The sequence below is a fragment of the Actinomadura sp. NPDC047616 genome (genome assembly GCF_040642915.1).
GTDB lineage: Bacteria > Actinomycetota > Actinomycetes > Streptosporangiales > Streptosporangiaceae > Spirillospora > Spirillospora miaoliensis.
On record NZ_JBEYTB010000015.1, the window covers coordinates 174,206 to 195,068 of the forward strand.

The 20,863-nt window shown below is 73.5% G+C and carries 20 protein-coding genes; 5 read left to right on the forward strand and 15 right to left on the reverse strand.

Features of this window, described 5'->3' with window-relative positions:
* Window positions 1-5: 5 nt before the first annotated feature.
* The 3 genes from ABZ801_RS31150 to ABZ801_RS31160 form a co-directional block, all read right to left on the reverse strand.
* Window positions 6-1,481 (reverse strand): FAD-dependent monooxygenase, encoded by a 1,476-nt coding sequence (locus ABZ801_RS31150; protein ID WP_360704604.1) that lies wholly within the window; start codon window positions 1,479-1,481, stop codon window positions 6-8.
* A 312-nt stretch (window positions 1,482-1,793) separates the two neighbouring features.
* Complete coding sequence (locus ABZ801_RS31155) at window positions 1,794-2,528, reverse strand: EthD domain-containing protein (RefSeq protein ID WP_360704607.1); 735 nt, start codon at window positions 2,526-2,528, stop codon at window positions 1,794-1,796.
* Window positions 2,529-2,568: 40 nt separating this feature from the next.
* Window positions 2,569-3,171, reverse strand: coding sequence for a DsbA family oxidoreductase (locus ABZ801_RS31160; RefSeq protein ID WP_360704610.1), 603 nt, complete (start codon window positions 3,169-3,171; stop codon window positions 2,569-2,571).
* 492 nt (window positions 3,172-3,663) lie between these two features.
* Here ABZ801_RS31160 and ABZ801_RS31165 point away from each other — a divergent pair, with 492 nt between their 5' ends.
* Genes ABZ801_RS31165 through ABZ801_RS31175 form a run of 3 tightly spaced genes read left to right on the forward strand, consistent with a single transcriptional unit; the run spans window position 3,664 to window position 5,946 of the window.
* On the forward strand, window positions 3,664-4,431 hold the full coding sequence (locus ABZ801_RS31165) for an SDR family oxidoreductase (protein ID WP_360704613.1): 768 nt from the start codon (window positions 3,664-3,666) through the stop codon (window positions 4,429-4,431).
* A gap of 31 nt (window positions 4,432-4,462) precedes the next feature.
* Entirely contained in the window at window positions 4,463-5,047 is a 585-nt protein-coding gene (locus ABZ801_RS31170) for an NAD(P)H-dependent oxidoreductase (protein WP_344949558.1), read from the forward strand.
* A 38-nt stretch (window positions 5,048-5,085) separates the two neighbouring features.
* The gene (locus ABZ801_RS31175; RefSeq protein ID WP_360704616.1) at window positions 5,086-5,946 is read left to right on the forward strand and encodes an NAD(P)H-binding protein; all 861 of its coding nucleotides are present in this window, start codon (window positions 5,086-5,088) and stop codon (window positions 5,944-5,946) included.
* A 154-nt stretch (window positions 5,947-6,100) separates the two neighbouring features.
* Here ABZ801_RS31175 and ABZ801_RS31180 read toward each other — a convergent pair whose 3' ends face one another.
* Entirely contained in the window at window positions 6,101-6,502 is a 402-nt protein-coding gene (locus ABZ801_RS31180; protein WP_344949564.1) for a helix-turn-helix domain-containing protein, read from the reverse strand.
* Between the two features lie 145 nt (window positions 6,503-6,647).
* Between ABZ801_RS31180 and ABZ801_RS31185 the strand changes: the two genes are divergently transcribed.
* Together ABZ801_RS31185 and ABZ801_RS31190 are read left to right on the forward strand one after the other, a co-directional pair.
* Complete coding sequence (locus ABZ801_RS31185; protein WP_360704620.1) at window positions 6,648-7,391, forward strand: hypothetical protein; 744 nt, start codon at window positions 6,648-6,650, stop codon at window positions 7,389-7,391.
* Window positions 7,392-7,431: 40 nt separating this feature from the next.
* Window positions 7,432-8,298, forward strand: a complete 867-nt coding sequence (locus ABZ801_RS31190; protein ID WP_360704623.1) for an NAD(P)H-binding protein — start codon at window positions 7,432-7,434, stop codon at window positions 8,296-8,298.
* 10 nt (window positions 8,299-8,308) lie between these two features.
* Here ABZ801_RS31190 and ABZ801_RS31195 read toward each other — a convergent pair whose 3' ends face one another.
* The 11 genes from ABZ801_RS31195 to ABZ801_RS31245 all read right to left on the reverse strand — a co-directional run bounded on the left by ABZ801_RS31195 (window position 8,309) and on the right by ABZ801_RS31245 (window position 20,862).
* Window positions 8,309-9,187, reverse strand: coding sequence for an alpha/beta fold hydrolase (locus tag ABZ801_RS31195; protein ID WP_360704626.1), 879 nt, complete (start codon window positions 9,185-9,187; stop codon window positions 8,309-8,311).
* Window positions 9,138-10,769: an ABC transporter ATP-binding protein gene (locus tag ABZ801_RS31200; RefSeq protein WP_360704629.1), complete on the reverse strand. Its 1,632-nt coding sequence runs from the start codon at window positions 10,767-10,769 to the stop codon at window positions 9,138-9,140. Before ABZ801_RS31200 ends, ABZ801_RS31195 begins: the two co-directional genes overlap by 50 nt.
* Entirely contained in the window at window positions 10,766-11,614 is an 849-nt protein-coding gene (locus tag ABZ801_RS31205) for an ABC transporter permease (RefSeq protein WP_344949579.1), read from the reverse strand. The genes ABZ801_RS31200 and ABZ801_RS31205 overlap by 4 nt, the downstream gene beginning before the upstream one ends.
* A complete protein-coding gene (locus ABZ801_RS31210) occupies window positions 11,611-12,591 on the reverse strand; it encodes an ABC transporter permease (RefSeq protein ID WP_344949582.1) in 981 nt (326 codons plus the stop codon). The genes ABZ801_RS31205 and ABZ801_RS31210 overlap by 4 nt, the downstream gene beginning before the upstream one ends.
* On the reverse strand, window positions 12,573-14,189 hold the full coding sequence (locus ABZ801_RS31215) for an ABC transporter substrate-binding protein (RefSeq protein WP_360704634.1): 1,617 nt from the start codon (window positions 14,187-14,189) through the stop codon (window positions 12,573-12,575). Before ABZ801_RS31215 ends, ABZ801_RS31210 begins: the two co-directional genes overlap by 19 nt.
* On the reverse strand, window positions 14,186-15,589 hold the full coding sequence (locus tag ABZ801_RS31220) for an FAD-dependent monooxygenase (RefSeq protein WP_360704637.1): 1,404 nt from the start codon (window positions 15,587-15,589) through the stop codon (window positions 14,186-14,188). The genes ABZ801_RS31215 and ABZ801_RS31220 overlap by 4 nt, the downstream gene beginning before the upstream one ends.
* Window positions 15,590-15,678: 89 nt before the next feature.
* Complete coding sequence (locus ABZ801_RS31225) at window positions 15,679-16,623, reverse strand: aromatase/cyclase (protein ID WP_344949592.1); 945 nt, start codon at window positions 16,621-16,623, stop codon at window positions 15,679-15,681.
* Between the two features lie 86 nt (window positions 16,624-16,709).
* Window positions 16,710-17,495 (reverse strand): 3-oxoacyl-ACP reductase, encoded by a 786-nt coding sequence (locus tag ABZ801_RS31230; RefSeq protein WP_344949595.1) that lies wholly within the window; start codon window positions 17,493-17,495, stop codon window positions 16,710-16,712.
* 69 nt (window positions 17,496-17,564) lie between these two features.
* Entirely contained in the window at window positions 17,565-17,822 is a 258-nt protein-coding gene (locus tag ABZ801_RS31235; protein ID WP_344949598.1) for an acyl carrier protein, read from the reverse strand.
* Between the two features lie 684 nt (window positions 17,823-18,506).
* On the reverse strand, window positions 18,507-19,175 hold the full coding sequence (locus ABZ801_RS31240; RefSeq protein WP_360704642.1) for a hypothetical protein: 669 nt from the start codon (window positions 19,173-19,175) through the stop codon (window positions 18,507-18,509).
* A gap of 796 nt (window positions 19,176-19,971) precedes the next feature.
* Window positions 19,972-20,862, reverse strand: coding sequence for an ADP-ribosylglycohydrolase family protein (locus ABZ801_RS31245; RefSeq protein ID WP_360704645.1), 891 nt, complete (start codon window positions 20,860-20,862; stop codon window positions 19,972-19,974).
* Between the last annotated feature and the right edge of the window lies 1 nt (window position 20,863).

Here is a 20,863-nt window from a genome sequence, read left to right on the forward strand (position 1 = left end):
GTGGGTCAGGGGGTGGCCGGGCCGAACCAGCGGGTGAGGGCGTCGGGCAGGTCGCCGGCGCCGGGGGAGGTCCAGGCGACGTAGCCGTCGGGGCGGATCAGGACCGCGTCGGCGGGCGGGTCGAGGTCGGTGCCGGCGGGCTCGGCGGTGACCACGTCCACCCGGTCGGACCAGCCCGCGGCGGCGCGCCGCAGACCGGCGTCGTCGGCCAGGTCGAGCAGCACGCCGCGTCCCGCGTGCAGCAGCGCGGTCGTGCTGGTCTTGCCGGACTCGGTGGCCAGCTCCTGCGGCGGCATGCGGCGGCCGAGCAGCGGATGGTCGCCGGGGCCGACGTCGTAGCGGATCTCCAGCCCGCTGACCATGCCGACCAGGTGACGCGCGACCTCGGGGTACTCGGCCAGCTCGGTGAGCAGCTCGCGCAGCGGGCCGGTGTTCTCGCCGGTGAGGAACAGCAGGCCCTGCGCCTGGGTGTTCATCAGCAGCCGCGCGCCCACCGGGTGCCGTTCGGAGTGGTAGGTGTCCAGCAGCTCGTCGGGGGCCTGGCCGCGCACCACCGCGGCCAGCTTCCAGCCGAGGTTGACCGAGTCCTGGATGCTGACGTTCATGCCCTGCCCGCCGGCGGGCAGGTGGATGTGCGCGGCGTCGCCCGCCAGCAGCACCCGGCCGCGCCGGTACTGGGCGGCCTGCCGGGCGGCGTCGCCGAACGCGGTGGTCCACACGGCGGTGCCGCCGCTGATGTCCTCGCCGGTCAGGCGCTGCCAGCCGGCGGCCACCTCCGCGAACGGCGGCGGCTCGGTGCGCTTGCGCGGCGCCCGTCCCCGCTCGCACACCACGATGCGGGTGACGCCGTCGCCGAGCGGGCCGGCCAGGACCATGCCGCCGGGGACGGGCTCGCCCGCCCAGCGCGGCTTGATGTCGGCGTCCTTGACGTCGGCGATGAACATCTCCACGGTCGCGGCGGTGCCGGGGAAGTCGAACCCGGCGAGCTTGCGCACCGTGCTGCGGCCGCCGTCGCAGCCCACCAGGTACGAGGCGCGCAGCCGCCGGGGACCGTCCGGCCCCCGGACCTCGACGTCCACGCCGTCGCCGTCGTCGGACAGGCCGACCACCTCGTGGCCGCGGCGCACGTCGCCGCCGAGGTCGTCCACCCACCCGGCGAGCATCGCCTCGGTGCGGCTCTGCGGAATGCTCTTGCCGCCGAAGTGCGCGCCCTCCAGTACGCCGAAGTCCAGCGGGACGCCGGCGAAGTGCCCGACATTGCTGGTCTCGACCTCGCCGAGCCGGGGCAGCAGGCCGCGCTGGTCGAACGATTCCATGGTGCGGGCGGTGAACCCCAGGCCCCGGGACTCGCCGGTGGGCTCGGCCAGGCGTTCCAGGACGACGACGTCCACGCCCGCCAGCCGCAGTTCGCCGGCGAGCATGAGCCCCGCGGGGCCTGCGCCGACCACGACGACGGGAACGGTTTCCTTCTGCTCGGTCACCTGTTGTTCCTTCCAGGAGCGGGCGGAGGCCGGCCCGAGGCACGCCGGAGGCCGGAGCGCCCCGGGGGCGTCCGGTGGAGGGCTCGGGAGGCCGGATGGGCGGCGGAACGCGCGGTGGCGACGCGACGCCCTGGTTGCGGTAAGCGAGAGACCTGCGATATCAGCGGGAGCGCCCGTTTTCGGGCATGGCTCAACCGCGGGCAAAAGTGTGACATCGCAGCCGCACGGGAGTCAAGGCGCCAGTGAACGCCCCGGCATGTCAAAGGCCGGGGCCCCGTTTCCGGGCCCCGGCCGTCGACGCAGGTCAGGCGGTCACACGACGACCTTGCGCCGGGTGAGCGCGGAGAAGCTGGAGTCGGCGTCCACGTATTCGGCCTGCCTGGCCCGCAGCCGGTCGTACAGCGCGGCCAGTCCGGTGAAGTCGGTCACGGTGGTCGCGACGATGGCGTCGTGCAGGTCGGCCGCGCCCGGGTTGAGCGAGCCCTCCCCGCCCTGGACGAGGTTGTGCACCCGCCGCCGGGCGACCGCGCGGTAGTCCGCGTCGGCGCCCAGCCACTCGGCCTCCGCGGCGAGCGCGGCGCGGAACCCGGCGGCGTCCACGTCGGGACGGCGGCGCAGGAAGTCGATGACCACCAGGTCGCCGTCGTCGCCGGACGCGCCGTCCCCGGCGTCGTCGAGCACGGTCTCCTCGGCGACCTCGTACACCGTGGGCGGCACGGAGAAGATCTCGGTGCTCATGTAGATCTCGTCGGGCCGCACCGTGGCGAGGTACTCGGCGTCCTCCAGGGTCGCCTCGAACCCCGCCCGGTCGTCGCAGCTGTGCTCGACCACCACGAGCAGGTCGTCGGCGCGCCGGTGGAGCGCGTCGGCGTCCACGCCGTCCGCGGCCGTGAGCACCCGGTACATCACGTATCCGGTGAACAGGTCGCGGATGGCGGGCACCGTCATGGCCAGCGCCGAGTGCTTCTCGATGACGTAGTCCTGGCCGTCCCGGCGGCCGACCCCGGGACGGGGGCCGCGGGTGACGAGGATGTCCTTGAAGGTCACGAGGCGTTCCTCTCCGTGCGGAACTGCGGTCGGACCGGCCTCACCCGGCGTGCTGCTGCAGGAAGCGGGACAGGTCCTGGATCTCGGGCGAGACCAGCATGTACTTCTCGTCGACGATGAGGGTGGGCACCCCGACGACGCCGTACCGGGCCGCGAGGGCGAGGTCGGCGTTGACCTCGTCGGTGTAGGCGCCGGGCTCCAGCGGGGGCAGCCCCTGCTCGCCGGCGATCTCGTTGAGCGTGTCGAGGTCGCCGATGTCACGGCCCTCGACGGCGAACGCGCGCATCAGCGCCTCGGCCGTCTCGGTGCCCTTCCCGTGCGCGTGGCCGTGCTTGACCAGCCGGTGCGCGTCGACGGTGTTGGCCATGATGGCGCGGTCCAGCCGGTAGCCGATGCCGACCTGGGCCGCCAGGTCGGTGACGAGCTTCTGCCGGCGCTTGTCCTCCTCCCCGTGGATGCCGTAGCGGTTGGCGTGCGCCTCGGAGAGCGTCCAGGTGACGTTGGACGGGTAGGACGGGTCGAGCTGGAACGCGCGCCAGACCAGCTCGGGCTTGGCGCCGACCTGGTCGAGCGCGATCGACAACCGGCGCTTTCCGATGTAGCACCAGGGGCAGACCATGTCCGAGAAGACTTCGATTCTCATGCCCCCACTGTAGGAAACGAGCGCACTCAATGAAAGAACATACCTTTTAGTTAGCGCCTTTCGAGCAGTAAGCTTTGCCCTTCCGTGGACGTTCAGACGATCTTGTGCCGACCGCTGTTGACGCCGCCCGCGCGGACATGTCACGCTTTCGAGGCGCGGGTGAGGTATGCCCACGACACCGCCGGTGACGACCCGGCGGTGGTCCGCCCGCCGTTCCACCAGGCGCACGTCGCGTCCCGCCACGCCGTCACGTCCCCGGCCCCTCTCGCACGCGGGCCGAGGCAGGCCAGGATGCGCGCCTCCGCACCGTCCTCGCGCGTCCGCCACGCACAGCTTCCGTCCAGGCCCCCGCCATCGCCGGGGGCCCGGCTCGCCGTGCGCACGGACGTCCGGCCGCGGCTCGACGGCGCCTCGGCACCCGCCGCGCCGACCCCTCGCCGGCACGCGCCGGCCCCTTCGGCACCCGATGGCACTCGATGGCAGGAGGAAGACATGGGAGTTCTCGACAACAAGATCGCACTGGTCACCGGGGCGAGCCGCGGCATCGGCAAGGCGATCGCCGAGCGGCTGGCCAGGGACGGCGCGCTGGTCGCCGTGCACTACGCGAGCAACTCCGAGGCCGCCGAGAAGACCGTGGCGGGCATCGTCGAGTCGGGCGGCTCGGCCTTCACCGTGCAGGCGGAGCTGGGCGTCCCCGGTGACGTGGACACGCTGTTCGACCGGCTGCGCGCCGGGCTGGCCGAGCACACCGACCGGTACGAGCTGGACATCCTGGTCAACAACGCGGGCGAGCAGACCGCCGCCGGGCTGGCCCCGGAGGACATCACGCCCGAGGCGTTCGACCGGCTGTTCGCGGTCAACGCCAGGGCGCCGCTGTTCATCACCCAGCGGGCGCTGACGATCGTGCCGGAGGGCGGCCGGATCATCAACATCTCCTCGGGCCTGACCCGGTTCGCCGTGCCCGAGCAGCTGGCGTACTCGATGACCAAGGGCGCGCTGGAGCAGATCACGCTGCACTACGCCCGGCACCTGGCGCCGCGCGGGATCACCATCAACACCGTCGCGCCGGGCATCACCGACAACGGCAGCCCGGTGTTCTCGATCCCCGAGGCGCGCGAGCAGATGTCCCAGCTGTCGGCGTTCAAGCGGGTCGGCACCGCCGAGGAGATCGCGGGCGTGGTGGCGTTCCTCGCCGGTCCCGACGGCGGCTGGACCACCGGCGCGTTCGTCGACGCGTCCGGCGGCACGCTGCTGGGCTGACCGGCCCGCGTCCGGAACGGAAGTGACAGACATGGCGCAACGCCCCGTCCACCTCGTCGTCGTCACCGGCAGCGTGCGGACCGGACGGTTCGGCCCCACCGTGGCCCGCTGGTTCGCGGAGCAGGCCGAGGCCTGCCCCGACGTCACCGTCGAGCCGCTCGACCTGGCGGACGTCACCCTGCCCGCGCGGCTGCCCGAGTACGACATGCGGGACCGGCCGCCGGAGGCGGACGCGATCGCCGAGCGGCTGGCCGCTGCGGACGGTTACATCATCATTACGCCTGAGTACAATCACAGCTTCCCGGCCTCCCTGAAACACTTCATCGACTGGTTCATGGAGGAGTGGCAGGCCAAGCCGGTCGGTTTCGTCTCCTACGGCGGAATGGCCGGCGGCCTGCGCGCGGTGGAGGCGCTCCGCCTGGTCTTCGCCGAGCTGCACGCGGTGACCGTCCGCGAGACGGTCAGCTTCCACAACCACCGCGAGCGGTTCGGCGCCGACGGGCGGCCGCTGGAGCCGGAGGGCTGCGAGCAGGCCGCCAAGGTCCTGCTCGACCAGCTCGTGTGGTGGGCGCTGGCGCTGCGGGAGGCCAAGGAGCGGCGTCCCTACCGCCGCTGACCGACCGCCCGAGCAAACCGACGCGGAAGAGGACTGAGATGTCGACCATCACCACGGTCCTGGTGACCGGCGCCACCGGCTCGGTCGGGCGGCACGTCGTCGACCGCCTGCTGGCGCGCGGCGTCGCCGTCCGGGCGCTCACCCGCGACCCGGCCCGGGCGCGGCTGCCGGAGGCGGTCGAGGTGTTCGCCGGCGACCTGACCCGGCCCGACACGGTGCGCCCGGCCATCGACGGCGCGGACGGGCTCTACCTGTTCCCGGTGCCCGACACCGTCGAGGAGGTCGTGCGGATCGCGGAGAAGGCCGGGGTGCGCCGGGTGGCGGTGCTCTCGTCGCTGACCGCCGGCGACGAGGTCCAGGCCAACGCCACCAAGGACCACCACCGCGCGGTGGAACGTGCCGTGGAGGCCGGGAGCTTCGAGTGGACGCACGTGCGGCCCGGCGAGTTCGCGGGCAACGTGCTGTGGCGGTGGGGGCCGGCGATCCGCGCCGAGGGCGTGGCCCGGGCCCCCTACGGCGAGTCGCGGCGGGTGCCCGTCCACGAGGACGACATCGCCGCGGTCGCGGTCGCCGCGCTGCTGGACGGCGGGCACGCGGGGAAGGCGTACGAGATCACCGGCCCGCAGGTGCTCACGCAGGTCGAGCAGTTGCGGATCATCTCCGAGGTGACCGGCCGGGAGCTCGGGTTCGTCGAGCTCACGCACGAGCAGGCGCGCGAGCTGATGAGCCCGCACGTGCCCGCCGACCTGCTGGAGGGCGTGCTCGGCTACATGCGCGAGTCGGTCGGCGCCGAGCTGACGGTGCACGCGGACACGATCGAACGCGTCACCGGACGGCCCGCCCGGACGTTCGCCGAGTGGGTCGCCGACCACGCCGACGCGTTCCGTCCGGAGCGCTGACCGCCCGCACTCCCGGCGCGGCTCGTCCGCACGTCCGGCCGCGCATACGACGGCCGCACACGCGGCGGCCGCACGCGCGGGTTCGTACGCCCGCGCATCCGACACCGGCCCATCGGTCCGGCTCCAGGCCGGACCGGTGGGCCGTCGCATGCGTTCAGGCGGAGTCGCCCGCGGCGCGGTCGTAGCGCTGCTGGGCGGCGACGATGTCGTCGGTGCGGCAGGTGATCCAGTCGATCAGCGTGCGCAGCAGCGAGGCCAGCTCCCGGCCGAGCGGGGTCAGCGCGTAGGAGACGCGGGGCGGCGTGCTGGACTCCACGGTCCGGTCGATCAGGCCGTCGCGGATCAGCAGCCGCAGGTTCTGCGACAGCATCTTCTCGCTGATGCCGCCGATGTTGTCGCGGAGCTGGTGGAAGCGCATCGGGCCCTGGTGCAGTGAGGTGACGATCAGCGTCCCCCACCGGTTCGCCACGTGGTTGAGCACCACGCGGCTCGGACAGTCGTCGACGAACGGGCCCTGCCGGCTCCGGGTCACCACACGTTCCAACTCGGCCTCCATCGCGCCCACCTCAATTCTTTCTTTTGGGTTTGGAGCTTACCCGCAGGTAGGCGCCTTGTCTCTCGAAGCAGGACGCCCTATTTTGTCCAGTCGGAGAAATATTTCCCTTTGGCCACACTCGTGGTGAATTCATTTTGGAGGCGTCATGCGGCTCGCCGCACCCCGTCCCTTCGATGTCACGCTCGCGCCGTCGGGTGTCACGGTGGTGAGCCACTGGGCCGTCCCCGACCCCGCCCGCCAGCGTGAGGTGGCCGACACGGTGTTCGCGGCGTGGGAGGCCGGGCCCCTGCCGGACGGGCTGCTGTCGGCCGACACCTTCGTCAGCACCACCGAGAAGCCCCAGGGCGAGGAGAAGCTGAGCACCGAGGACAGCGCGGTCGTCGTCGTGTCGCAGTGGCGGGCCGCCGAGGACTACGAGCGCTTCGCGGCCGCCGCGCCCGAACCGCCCGACATCGCGGACGTGCCGCGTCCCGAGCCCGTCGTGCACCGGCTCTACCGGGGAACGTTCCGACGCGACCTGCCGACCTCGGTGCCGACCCAGGAGCCCGCCGGCGGCGCCGACGCCGAGCCCGGCTGCATCTTCATCGCCGAGTTCGAGATGGCCGACACCGAGTCGGCCCAGCTGTGGTCGGACGCGGTGTACGACGCGATGGAGGAGGCGGTCGTGCGGAAGGGGGCGCTGCCCGGCTGGATCTCCAGCCACCATTTCCTCAGCCTGGAGGGGCGGCGGGTGTTCCAGTACGCCCAGTGGGCGTCGGCCGCCGCGCACGAGGAGTTCCTGGAGAGCGACCTGCGGCAGGACGTGCTGCGCCGGGCCGGGGGGCTGTCGAAGGTCAAGAGCGCGCTGGGCCAGCGGTACGTGCACCACGCGGGCCTGCGGCGCGGTTGAGAAACGCTGAGCGGCTGAGAGCGGAAGGGACTACCACCTGATGACCACGTTGGTGACCGGGGCCACGGGCAAGGTCGGCCGGCACGTCGTCGCGGAGCTGCGCGCCGCGGGCGAGGACGTGCGGGCGACCAGCCGCGACCCCGAGGCCCCGGGCCTGCCGCGCGACCTGCGGGTGTTCCAGGGCGACCTGGCGGCCCCCGAGTCGCTGCGCCCGGCCCTCGCCGGGGTCGAACGCCTCTACCTGTATCCGCACGCCCCGACCGCGGCCGAGGTGGTCGAGCTGGCCCGCGAGGCGGGCGTGCGCAGGATCGTCGTGCTGTCGTCGCGCGCGGTGTCCCTCGGCACCGACACCGACCGGCACCTGCCGGTCGAGCAGGCGGTCGAGGCGTCGGGGCTGGAGCACGCGTTCGTCCGGCCCAACGACTTCGCCGCCAACAAGACCGACCTGTGGGGCCCGATGATCCGCAAGGACCGGACGGTGCGGTTCCCCGACCCCGACGAGATCAGCAACCCGGTGCACGAGCGGGACATCGCCGCCGTGGCCGCCGCCGCGCTGCTCGCCGACGGCGCGCCCCCGGCCGTGCACGAGGTGACCGGGCCGGAGATCCTCACCCAGCGGCGGCAGGCGGAGCTGATCGGCGAGGCCATCGGCACCCCGGTCCGGTTCGAGCCGACCCCGCCGGAGGAGACGCTGCGCATCCTGACCGAACAGGGCGGCTGGGTCGCGCAGATGGCCCCGTTCCTGCTCGGCCTGGCGCCGTACTCCGAGGGCGAGCCGATCCCCAGCTTCACGCCCGAGGAGCAGCGCGAGATCTGGAAGCCGCGGTCCACGGTGCTGGACGTCACGGGCCGTCCGCCGCGCTCGTTCCTGGAGTGGGCCCGCGAGCACCAGGCCGACTTCCGCTGAGCCCTTTGTTCTAACCCCCTTCCGCCGGCGTCCCGGACGCGTTCAGGCAGGAGTCGAAGAACGCCAGCGCGCGTGCGTGGTAGGTGCGGGCGACCCGGCTGAGGCTGATGTTGTGGCCGGTGTCCGCCAGCCGTTCGACCCGCACCGCCGGCGAGGACAGGCGCGCGGTCATGTCCCGCAGCGTGTCCTCGTCGTGCCGCCACCAGCGTTCGTGTTCGGCGAAGGTGAGCCGCACCGGCACCCGGACGCGGCCCGCCAGCGCGTCGTACCGGCCGGGCCAGCTCGGCACGTCCGCCGCCTCGCGCGGCGGGAGCGGCCCGGCCAGGTTCCGCGCGAACTGGAAGGTGCCCGGCGGGTACAGGCCGAGCGGCCCCCAGTGCAGCCGGTGCGCGCCGAATCCTCCGGCGTCCCTCGTCTGTTCCGGGTCCGCCGCCCAGCGGTGGCTGACCCCTGACACGTCCACCGCGCGCACGCGGTCGTCCTCGGCCGCGACCAGGAGCGCGACCTTCCCGCCGAGCGAGTGGCCGAGCAGGACGATGCCCGCGCCGATGTCGTGACGGCCGGCCAGGTCGGTCAGCGCGGCGCGCACCAGCCGTACCTGTTCGGTCAGGCCGGTGCCGTCGGGCAGCGTGCGGGCGGACAGGCCGTACCCGGGACGGTCCAGCGCGACCGCCAGGTACCCGTGTGCGGCGGCGTGCTCCAGCAGCGACTGGCCCGGCTCCACCTCGCCGTGGAAGTACCGGGCGCGCATCCCGCCGCCGTGCAGCGCGACGAGGGCCGCGCGCGGCGGCCCCTCCGGCGGCGCGGCGAGCAGGCCGGACAGCCGCGCCGCCCCGGCGTCAACCGTGATCGGCCGAACGGACGCGGCCGCCGTCGTGGTCGGTGCCATGGTTCCCTCCCTGGTCCTCCGGCGCGCCCGGTTCCCCCGGCAGGCGCGGTATCGCGGCCAGCAACCGCCTCGTGTAGTCCGTGCGGGGCGCGGTGAACACCCGCTCGACCTCGCCGACCTCGACGATCCGCCCGTCCTTCAGCACCGCCACCCGGTCGCTGACCTGCCGGATGACGCCGAGGTGGTGGGAGATGAACAGGTAGGACAGGCCCAGCTCCGCGCGCAGCCGGGCCAGCAGGTCCAGCACCTGGGCCTGCACCGAGACGTCCAGCGCGGAGACGGGCTCGTCGCACACGATGACCTTCGGGCGGGTGGCCAGCGCCCGGGCGATCGCCACCCGCTGGCGCTGCCCGCCCGACAGCCGCGCCGGACGGCGGTCCAGCAGCCCGGCGTCCAGGCCGACCTGCTCCAGCAGTTCCACGGCGCGGTCGCGGCGGGCGGGACGGGGCAGTCCGCTCACCGCGATCGCCTCGTCCAGGATGCGGCGGACGTCGAACCGCGGGTCGAAGGAGCCGAGCGGGTCCTGGTAGACGACCTGGATGCGGCTGCGGACGGCACGGCGGTCCCGCGCGGACATCTCCCGCCACGGCCGCCCCTCGATCAGCACCTCGCCCGAGTCGGGACGCAGCAGGTCGAGCGCCAGGCGGCCGAGGGTGGTCTTGCCGGAGCCCGACTCTCCCACCAGCCCGAGCGTCTCGCCCTCGCGCAGCTCGAACGAGACGTCGTCGGCCGCCCGGCGGGCCCCGTACGACTTCACCAGGTTGCGCGCCTGGACGACCGGTGCGCCGATCTTCGTGGCGGGGCGTGCGGGCCGGGGATCGGCCGCCTCGCGCAGCATGGCGGTGTAGGGATGCTCCGGCCGGGTCAGCACCCGCTCGGCGGGCCCCTCCTCGACGATCACGCCGTCCTTCATCACCAGGACGCGGTCGGCGATCCGCGCCACCACCCCGAGGTCGTGGCTGATGAGCAGCAGCGCCATCCCGTCCCGTTTGCGGGCGGCCAGCAGGTCCAGGATCTGCGCCTGGACGGTGACGTCGAGCGCGGTGGTGGGCTCGTCGGCGATGAGCAGGGCGGGCGCGCACGCGATCGCCGAGGCGATGAGGGCCCGCTGGCGCAGGCCGCCGGACAGCTCGTGCGGACGCTGCCCGGCCCGCGCCTCGGGCTCGGGCACGCCGACGTCGCGCAGCAGCTCGACCACCCGCGCGCCGACCTCGGCGCGGGGCACGGTCCGGTGCAGCCGCAGCGCCTCGGCGATCTCGCGGCCGACGGGGCGCAGCGGGTCCAGCGACACCAGCGCGTCCTGCAGGACGAAGCCGATCCGCGCGCCGCGCACCGCGCGCCACTGCCGGTCGCCGAACGTCCGCGCGTCCCGGCCGTCGACGCGCAGCGTGGTCGCGCGCACGTCGGCGCCCTCGCCCGCCAGGCCGATGAGGGAGCGGGCGGTGACGCTCTTGCCGGACCCGGACTCCCCCACGATCGCCACGCACTCGCCGGGGTGGACGGCGAACGACACGTCCCGCACGGCCCGCGTCGCGCCGAACGCGACCGACAGCCCGGCGACCTCCACCAGGGGATCGCTCACGCGTCCCTCCCTTCGCCCCGCCGCCGCAGCGCGCGGCCGACGACCGTGATCGACAGCACCGTCAGGGTGATCGCCAGCCCGGGGAAGACCGCCACCCACCAGGCCACCGCCGTGTAGTCGCGGCCGGCGGCGAGCATCGCGCCCCACTCGGGCGCGGGCGGCTGCGGGCCGAAGCCGAGGAACCCCAGCGACGCCACCGCGACCAGCGCGGTCCCGACCTCGATGGTGGCCAGCACCAGCAGCGGCGCCAGCACGTTCGGCAGCACGTGCCGTACGACGACCACCGCGCGCGGCAGGCCCAGCGCGGTGGCGGCCTCGACGTAGCCGGACCCGCGCACGACCATCGCCCGCACCCGCACCAGCCGCGCGTACACCGGCATGGTGGCCACCGCGACCGCGCAGACCGAGTTGAGCGTTCCGGGCCCGGCCATCACCAGCACCACCAGCGCCAGCAGCAGGCTGGGCAGCGACAGCACCACGTCGACCAGCCGCATGACCAGCTCGTCCAGCCACCGCCCGCCGAGCGCCGCGACCAGCCCCAGTGCCGTGCCGCCCGCCACCGCCAGCGCGGTCGCGCCCAGCCCCACCAGCAGCGACGGACGCGCCCCGTGCACGATGCGGACGAACACATCGCGGCCGTTGGCGTCGGTGCCGAAGACGTGGTCCGCGCCGGGCGGCATCAGCGCCGCCGCCGGATCCCCGTCGACGGCCGAACCGTCGGTGAACAGCCCCGGCGCGAGCGCCGCCAGCACGACCAGCCCCAGGAACAGCGCCGCCGCCCACAGGCCGGGCCGCGCCGGCGCCCGCCGCGCCCGGACGGCCTCGGCGGTGACCGCGGCGGTCACCGGGCACCTCGCAGCCGCGGGTCGACCACGAGATACAGCAGGTCGAGCACGATGTTGACCGCGACGTACAGCACCGCGGTGACGAGCACCGCCCCCATCACCACGGGCAGGTCCTTCCCTTCGACGGCGGTGAGCACCAGGCGGCCCAGCCCCGGCCGCGCGAAGATCTCCTCAACCACGACCAGCGCGCCGACCAGCGCGCCGAACATCCATCCGGCCAGGGTCAGCGCCGGCAGCAGGGCGTGCCGCAGCGCGTGCCGCATCCGCACCGCCAGGTCCGACAGCCCGCGCGCCCGCGCGGTCAGCACGAACGGCTCGTCCAGCGCCAGCTCCAGGCTGTCGCGCAGCAGCTGCGTCAGCAGCGCCGTCAGCGGGACGGCCACCGCGACCGCGGGCAGCACCAGCGCCGCGCCGCCGTCCGCGCCCGCCGCCGGGAACCAGCCGCGCTGGAACGAGAACACCGTCAGCAGCACGATCGCCGTCCAGAACGTGGGGATCGACACCCCGACCAGCTCGATTCCGGACGACAGCCCGCGGATCCAGCGGCCGCGCCCGGCCGTGAGCAGCGCCAGCGTCAGCGAGGCGACGACGGCCAGCGCCATCGCGGCCCCGGCCAGCTGGAGCGACGGGCCGAGCTGCGAGCCCAGCGCGTCCGCGACCGGCTCGTGCAGCTGGTAGGACTGGCCGAGATCGCCGCGCGCCATCCGGCCGACGAGCCTGCCGTACTGGACGAGCAGCGGCTCGTCCAGGCCGTACTCGGCGACCAGCTCGGCACGCGCCTGCGGGGTGATCGTGTTCGGGCCGACGAGCGCCTGCTCGACCGAGCCCGGGGTGAGGTGCAGCGCGACGAACGCGACCGTCACCGCGCCCCACAGCACCAGGACCGAGGTGCCCAGCCGGACCAGCACCGCGCGCGCCACCCGGAACCGGGGGCTCGTCCAGTGTGTCCACAACGCCTTCACCGCTCGCTCACCCACGCCTCGTAGAAGGTCGGATACGCCAGCGGGGACCAGCCGATGCCGTGCACCGTCTTCGACGCGCCCAGCACGTAGGCGGGCTCGTACACCGGGAAGGCCACGGACTCGTCCATCACCTTGCGCTGCACCCTGGCGTAGAGGTCGGCCCGTTCGGCCCGGTCGTCGGTGGCCAGGGCGGCGGCGAGCCACCCGTCCACCTGCCGGTCGGAGTAGCGCGCACCGTTCTGGCCGAACTTTCCGGGCGTGGAGATGAACGAGGTGGCGAAGAGGTTGCGCAGCATGTCCCCGTCGATGCGCCGGCCGACGTAGTCGACCAGGTCGTAGTCGCCGGAGCCGTACAGGGGGAAGTACTCCGCCTGCGACACGTTGCCGACCCGCAGGTCGATGCCGATCTTGCGGGCCTCCGACTGCACCAGCTCGGCCAGTTCGGCGCGCTGCTCGCGGGCGGTGCCGCGCTGGAACGGCCATCGGACGACCAGCCGCCGCCCGTTCCTGGTGCGGTAGCCCTGCCGGTCGCGTCCGGTCCACCCGGCCTCGTCCAGGAGCCGCCCGGCGGCCGCCCGGTCGAACCGCCACCGGGCCCGGGTGCCCGGGTCGTACCCGGGCGTGCTGGTGCCGAGCGGGCTGAACGCCGGGCTGAACAGCCCGAAGTACAGCCGCCGCACGATGGTCGGGTGGTCGATGCCGATGCGGAACGCCTCGCGGACGCGCCTGTCGGTGAAGACGCCCCGGCCGACGTTCGGGAGGTACATGTACACGCCGCCGGGCGCGGGACGTGTCTCCACCCGCAGCCGCGGGTTCGCGCGCACGCGGCGGACGGTGACCGGCGGGACGCTCGCGATCGCGTCGGCCTGGCCGCTGGTGAGCGCGCCGAGCCGCACCGAGTCCTCGGTCAGGATCGTGAACTTCAACCTGGCCAGCCGGGCGGGGCCGGTGTGCCGGGCGGCGGCCGGCCCCCAGCGGTAGTCGGGGTTGCGCCGGTACACGATCTCCTGGTGCGGGACGAACCGCTCGATGACGAACGGCCCCGACCCGACGACGTGGCGCGCCAGCACGTCGGGGCCGCGCCGCAGCGACGCGGGCGACTGCATCCCGAAGAACGCCTCCGACAGCGCGGCGAGGAACGGCGCGTGCGGCTCGGCGAAGTGGACCTTGACCGTCCGCGCGTCCACCACCGTGCTGCCGGTGTACGGCTCCATGTAGTGGGCGGCGAGCCGCGACTGCGTCTTCGGGTCGGCGATGTGGTCGAGGTTGGCCTTCACCGCCGCCGCGTCGAAGCGCGTGCCGTCGCTGAACCGCACGTCCTCGCGCAGCGTGAAGGTGTAGGTGCGCCGGTCGGGGGACACCGACCAGGCGGTGGCGAGCCACGGTTCGACCCGCCCGTCCGGGCCGAGCGAGACCAGGGAGTCCAGGACGGGCCGGGTGAACAGCGCCGCCGAGTCCTGCGGGCTGGCGTGCGGGTCGAGCACGAGCGGTTCGTCGTCCACGGCGAACACGAGCGTGTCGGCCGCCGCCTGCCGGGCGCCGCACCCGGCCGACGAGAGCACCAGCGCCAGGGCGGCCAGCGCGGCGAGCGCGGTGGGGCGACGCCGGATCACCGGGGGTCGCCGAACCAGCGGCGCACCGCCGCGTCCAGGCCGGTGCCGGTGCCGGCGACCCAGGCGACGTAGCCGTCCGGGCGCACGAGGACGGCCTCGGAGCGGCCGATGGCGCGCACCACGTCCACGCGGTCGTGCGGGCCGGGGCCGTCCGGCGGTTCGGGATGCAGGAGCAGGCCGCGCGCGGCCCGCAGGGCCTCGCTTCCCGCGCCCAGCTCGTCGGGCGGGACGCGGACGCCCAGCAGCGGGTGGTCGCCGGGTCCCGTCGCGTAGCGGACGTCCAGGCCGCTGATCGTCGAGGCCAGCCGGTCCCGCACCCGGGGGTAGTCGATCAGCTCGCCGAGCACCGCGCGCAGCGGCTCGACCTCGGGCCCGCCGAGCAGGATCCGCGCCTGCGCGCGGATGTTGCCGAGCACCCGGCGGCCGACCGCGTGCCGTTCCTCGTGGTAGGTGTCCAGCAGCGGGTCGGCCGCGCGGCCGGTCACCACGGCGGCCAGCTTCCAGCCGAGGTTCACCGCGTCCTGCAGCCCCAGGTTGAGCGCCTGCCCGCCGGCCGGAAGCTGCCGGTGCGCGGCGTCGCCCGCCAGCAGCACCCGGCCGCGCCGGTACTCGCTCGCCTGGCGGGCCGCGTCGCCGAAGGCGTTCACCCAGATCGGCGTGCCGTGCCCGATGTCCTCGCCGGTGACCCGCTCCCACACCTTGACGACCTCGGCGAAGTCGGGGGCGCCGGCGCGGGCGGCGGCGGGGCGGCCGAACTCGTGCACCATCACCCGGGTCACGCCGTCCGGCCGCCGCGCCGCGATCGCCAGGCCGTCCGGGAGCCGCTCGAAGCGCCGGTTCGGCACCTCGATCCCGTCCACGTCGGCCCGCAGCAGCTCCCGGCCCGCGTCCTCGCCGGGGAACGCGAAACCGCCCAGCCGCCGCACGGTGCTCTCCTCGCCGTCGCAGCCGACGACGAACCGCGCGCGCAGCCGGACGGTTCCGTCCGGCCCGTCGGCCTCGACCTCGACGTGGTCGGCGGCCTGGGTCAGCGCCCGCACCTCGTACCCGCGCCGCACGTCCGCGCCCAGCTCGGCGGCCCACCCGCCGAGCAGTTCCTCGGTGCGGGTCTGCTGGACCTTCCACTGCCCCGGGTACGGCGTGCGCAGCCCGGAGAAGTCGAGCGGGATGCCGCCGAAGTGGCCCCGCAGGTCGTTCGGCGGCGGCCCGCCGAGCCGCTCCAGCAGCCCGCGCTGGGCGAAGATCTCCATCGTGCGGGCGTGCAGGGTCGAGGCGCGCGACTCGGTGGTGGGCGCGGGCAGCCGCTCCAGCACCACCGCCTCCGCCCCGCCGAGCCGCAGCTCGCCCGCGAGCATGAGCCCGACCGGGCCCGCGCCCACGATGATGACCTGGGTGTCCATCGTCCTCCTCTTGCATGGGGTGCCGTCCCGGCGGCGCCGCGACGGCGGGGCGGGTGAACGGGGTGGGTTCGACGGGCGGGGCCGGCGGGTCAGCGGCGGCTCTCGGCGTACTCCTTGGCGTGGCGGAGGGTCGCGGAGCTGTTGCCGCTGAGCGCGGTGCGCACGAAGGTGCGGGCCCTGTCCAGGTCGGCGTCCTCGCCGAGCACCTTGGTGATGTTGTCGGTGTTGATGATCACCGTGTGCTGGGACGTCGCGGTGACGCCGCCGTCGTGCTCGGTCAGCAGCCAGTAGCCGGTGTGCAGGTTCATCAGCGCGGGCAGCACCAGCTGCTTGTAGACGATCTTGTGGTGCGGGAAGCACACCCGGACCGACTCGGTGGTGTGGGTGGAGCCGTCCTTGGTGCGGGTGTCCATCCGCAGCACCTGCAGGCCCGGCGTCTCCTCGGTCAGCCGGACCTCGGCGACGTGCGGCAGCCGCTCCTTCCACAGGTCCGCCTCGTTGAGGAAGTCGTACACGTCCTTGGCGGACCCGTCGATCTCGACGGTGTCCTCGAACGACAGCAGGACGTCCCGGTCGCCGGTGACCAGCTCGGCGTTGGCCTTCAGCGCGGCCAGCTCGGAGGTGCTGTTGCGGTCGACGGCCCGGTCGATCCAGGCCAGCTTCTCGGGGTCGTCGTCCACCGCGCGGTAGTCGTGCAGCAGCCGCACCCGGGACGTGTCCGCCGCCAGCGGCTCGATGATCCAGGTGCCGCCCATGGACGCCACCGGCGGGCTGGACACCTCCTGGCGGAACTCGATGCGCAGCCGTTCGCGGTCGAGCCGCCGCCGCGACGTCCAGTTCTTGATCTCGCCGTTGGCGGTGGCCCAGATGCGGATGCGCTCCTCGGTCTCGCCCTTGTCGACGTGGTCGACGTACACGGTCGGCGGGAACAGCCGGGGCCAGTTCTCCACCTGGGCGATGAGGTCGTACACCTGGGCCGCGGGGGCGGCCACGGTGATCTCGTGCTCCACCTCGCGGACGCCGTCGGTCGCCATCTGCTTCTCCTTCGGGGTTGGCGGGCCGTGCTCGGGGGCCGTGGTCGGGGCCGTGGTCGGGCAGGGGATGCGGGCCGGGCGCGGGCTCAGAAGTTGCCCAGGCCGCCGCAGACGTTGAGCGCCTGGGAGGTGATCGACGCCGCGGTGTCGGAGGCCAGGTAGCCGACCAGCCCGGCGACCTCCTCGGGAGTGGAGTAGCGGCCCAGCGGGATCTTGGCCTGGAACTTCTCCAGGACGGCCTCCTCGCTGGTGTCCCAGGCCGCCGCGTAGCCCTCCCGGACGCGCTGGGCCATCGGGGTCTCGACGTAGCCGGGGCAGACCGCGTTGACCGTGATCCCGGTCGGCGCCAGCTCGTTGCCGAGCGCCTTGGTGAAGCCGACGACGCCGTGCTTGGAGGCCGAGTAGGGGGCGCCCAGCACCACGCCCTGCTTGCCCGCCGTCGAGGCGATGTTGATGATGCGGCCGCGCGACTTCTCGCGCATGCCGCCGGTGTTCAGCACCTCGCGCGTCATGAGGAAGACGCTGTTGAGGTTGGTGTTGATGACGTCGAACCACAGCTCGTCGGCGATGTCGGCGGTGACCCCGCCGCCGCTGCGGCCCGCGTTGTTGACCAGCACGTCGATCGTGCCGTAGCGGTCCACGGCGGCCTGGACGAACGCGCGGATCTGGGCGGCGTCGCGGACGTCGCAGTGGGTGCCGTCCACCTCCAGCCCTTCGCCGCGCAGCTGCTTGACCGTGTCCCGCACGCTGTCGGACGACCGCGCGCAGACGAACACGCGGTGCCCCTGCTCGGCCAGCAGCCGGGTCACCGCCAGCCCGATCCCGCTGGTGCCGCCGGTGACGATCGCGACGCGGTCTGCTTGGTTCGGCATGCTCTCTCCCTGGTGGTGTCGGTGCGGATCGATACGTGGATCTCGTGCGGCCTGGCGTCGGCCCGGGGCTCAGGCGGCGCCGGCCGCCGTCGCCAGGTGCCGGTTCACCACGTCCAGCAGCGCGGCCGGCGTCTCGGCGTCGGTGAGCGCGTCGTCCTCCAGCCGGACGCCGTACTCGCGTTCGATGCGGCTGCCGGTCTCCAGCAGGGCCAGCGAGTCGTAGCCGAGGTCGGCGAAGGGCTGGTCGGCGGCGTCGGCTCCCAGTTCGATGCCCGCCGCCTCGCGCAGAATGCGCCCGAGGTCGTCAATGGTGATAGCAGTCGCCATCGTGAGTTCCCTTTCGTGCGATGCGGGACAGGGCCCGGACATGACGACGGCCGGGCCGTTCGTGGACACGGCCCGGCCGATGACGGGAAAAGTCGTTCGTGAGATCGAGGAAGTGCCGGCACTCACCCGCGGAAAGCGGAGCGGTAACGGCGGGAGGGGCGGCGGGGAAAGGCGCCGCCGGTGATCGCGCCGGGAGGATTTGGGCAGTCCTCGCCTGGCAGGAAGAGCGTGACATCCGCCCCGCTCGACTGTCAACCCCCGCCGTCGGCGGACGGCTGACCTGCGAGATCATCGCTTCGACACACGGACGGTGACGGCACGAGGACGCCGCTCACAACCCGAAGGGGGCACCGCCCGGCCGCGCGTCGCGGCCGGGCGGTGCCCCCTTCTCCTACAGTTCGGCACATGCGCCCCGGGACGGACCGGAGCGTCCGCCGACCGCACCGGTCGGCGCACCGAACAAATCTCAGAATTCGGCGGATCGAACGGGAGGCGAGGCCGGCGACCGGCGGGGTGAAGCCATTATCGTGGCCAGCTCATCAAGGTCGTACATCGCGCGGCCGGGGGTTCCGTAGCGGGTCAGCTTCCCCCGGCTCGCCCATTTGCGGATGGTCGCTTCGGAGACTCCCGCGGCGAGGGCGGCGAGCTCGGTGGGAACCGCGCGGCGCGGTTGCGACCTGGCAATCATCGGATCTCCTTGATGCGTCGCGAAACCTGGTCCTGGTTCATCCGGGCGAACAGCTCCAGCCACCGACTCGGTGGCCACGTGTGCCCCCTGTCGCACTGGACGTCGGTGGGCCGCACCTCCTCCCCGCTCCCGCTCATCGCGTACATCTCGCCCTCGCAGCCGGCATGCACGCACGCGCCGAGGACGCGGCGGACCGTCGCCGGACCGTGCAGCGCCCGGCGCGCCTGGTCGGCCACGGCCACGATCTCGGCGGCGAAGTCGGCCCCGCCGTCGTGGCCCAGCAACCAGTCGAGATGCCGCAGCAGGTACCGGCACAGGTCGCCGACCTCCCGCCGGACCGGCCGCGCCACCCGCCGCCGCTCGGCGACCAGTCCCGACCAGGAGGCCAGGACCGCGAGCATGTCGGACCGGGCCGCCATCACGGCCTCGTCGAGAGCGGGTCCGGTCCGCCTGCCGCCGCTGACCCGCTCGGTCAGCATCCACGAGGAGGGCACGAGCGCCTGCTCGCACTCGGCGTACAGCACGGGCAGCCGCCGCAGGTCCACCTCGACGCGCCTGCGGCACCGCACGCACAGCCACGGGTCGACCGGGGGCGTCTGCCCCCGCGACCGCCGATCGGCCGCCCGGTCGCATCCCCGCGCGGCGCACACCATTCTTCCCGCCATTCGACCGTTCCCTTTCGGATGGGCGTGGGCACGACCTGCTGGAATGGGCCGCCCACGATTCCGGGCACTCTTCACCGGCCCGCCGGACGCCGCCGTCCGCCGGGCACGCCTCATCACAGTGAAATGCGCTGGTTGTCATCGGGACGCGGGCACGGCGCGCCGAGAGAGGTCAGTGATATGTCGCGTCGGCGACCCCGTCGACGGGCCGGTCATCGCCCGTTCGCGTCCGCGGACATCGGAACAAGAGCAGCGTCAACGGCATCCCTGGGAGGCTCGGAGGGCTGACTGGAACGATCCCGGACGGGACCGTAGGGCGTCCCACGAGGCGGAACCGGGAGGTGGTGGGGGGAGGGCCCGCGGCCGGCGGCTGTGCTCGTCACCTGGCGATGCACGCGCCGAACGCCGCGGTCCGCCAGCGTCCCGGAACCATACGAAGCGGACTTACTTCGCAACTATGTACACAAACTAACAGTTTGCCACACACTCATGGATAGCACTAAAACCACCCGGCGATCTCAAGTCAAGATGATCAACTGTTACACCGCATGGCAGGGTGGGTAAACTCCACATAAAACCAGTGGTCAGCCCGGCTCCCGGCGATCCGGCGTGGCCACGTGAGGCCATCTCGGGCACTTCGTCACGGATTGACGAACAAGGCGAGGATGTGCAACAGCTCACATCTCCCGCAGAGAATGGTTGACGCCTCAATCACTTCCGCCGGGCCGCCCCCGCCGCCCGGTGTCGAACGATCTCTCACTGATGAAGGCGTGCACAGGGGGTTGACCGAGCCGCCGGTTCAGCCCCAGAGCCAGCCGGGCAGGGGCTCGCGGGTCTCCAGCCACTCCTCGGGGATGCAGGACGTGCCGTGGTGGGCGGCGATGACACCGCCGACGATGGCGCCCATGGTGTCCATGTCGCCGCCCACCTCGACGCACGTCCGCAGCGCCGACGCGTAGTCGTCCAGCCGCGTGGCGGCCGTCCACAGCGCGAACGGCACCGTGTCGGGGGCGCTGATCTGCGAGCCGTTGCCGAGTTCGGCGGCGGCCTCGGCGGCGGGACGGTCCAGGAGGTCCCTGGCCTGGCGCAGGCCGTCGTGCACGTAGCCCTCGGTGACGTGGGCGAGCGCCGCGTCGATCAGCTCGGGCCCGGCCAGTGCCCCGCCGCGCGTCGCGGCCGCGTGGGCGGCGGCCACGGCGACGGCGACCGCGCCGGCGACGCCCTCCGGGTGGGCGTGGGTGACCTCGGACGCGGCGGCGGCCTGGGCGGCGGCCTGCTCCAGGTCGTCGTGGAACCACGCGCCGAGCGGGGCGATCCGCATCGCGCCGCCGTTGCCCCACGACCCGGCGCCGTCGAACAGCCGCCGGCTGAGGACGCGCCACTCGCCGCCGCGCCGGACGCCGTCGATGAACTGGAGGGCGCCGTAGCCGTAGTTGCGGTGGGGCTCGGCGCGTTCGGCGAACGCGCGGGCCAGGATGTTCTGGTCGATCTCGCCGAAGCGCGCCAGGACGTCCAGCACCGAGCAGGCCATCTGGGTGTCGTCCGTCCAGGGCCACCGGTCGTCCGGGCACGCGGGCGGCTTGGCCCGCAGGTGGGGCTCGAAGCCCTGCTCGCCGAAGGCGTCGCCCACCGAAAGGCCGGTGAGGGAGTCCAGCGCGAGGACGTGACGGGGGATGGCGGATGTCGACATT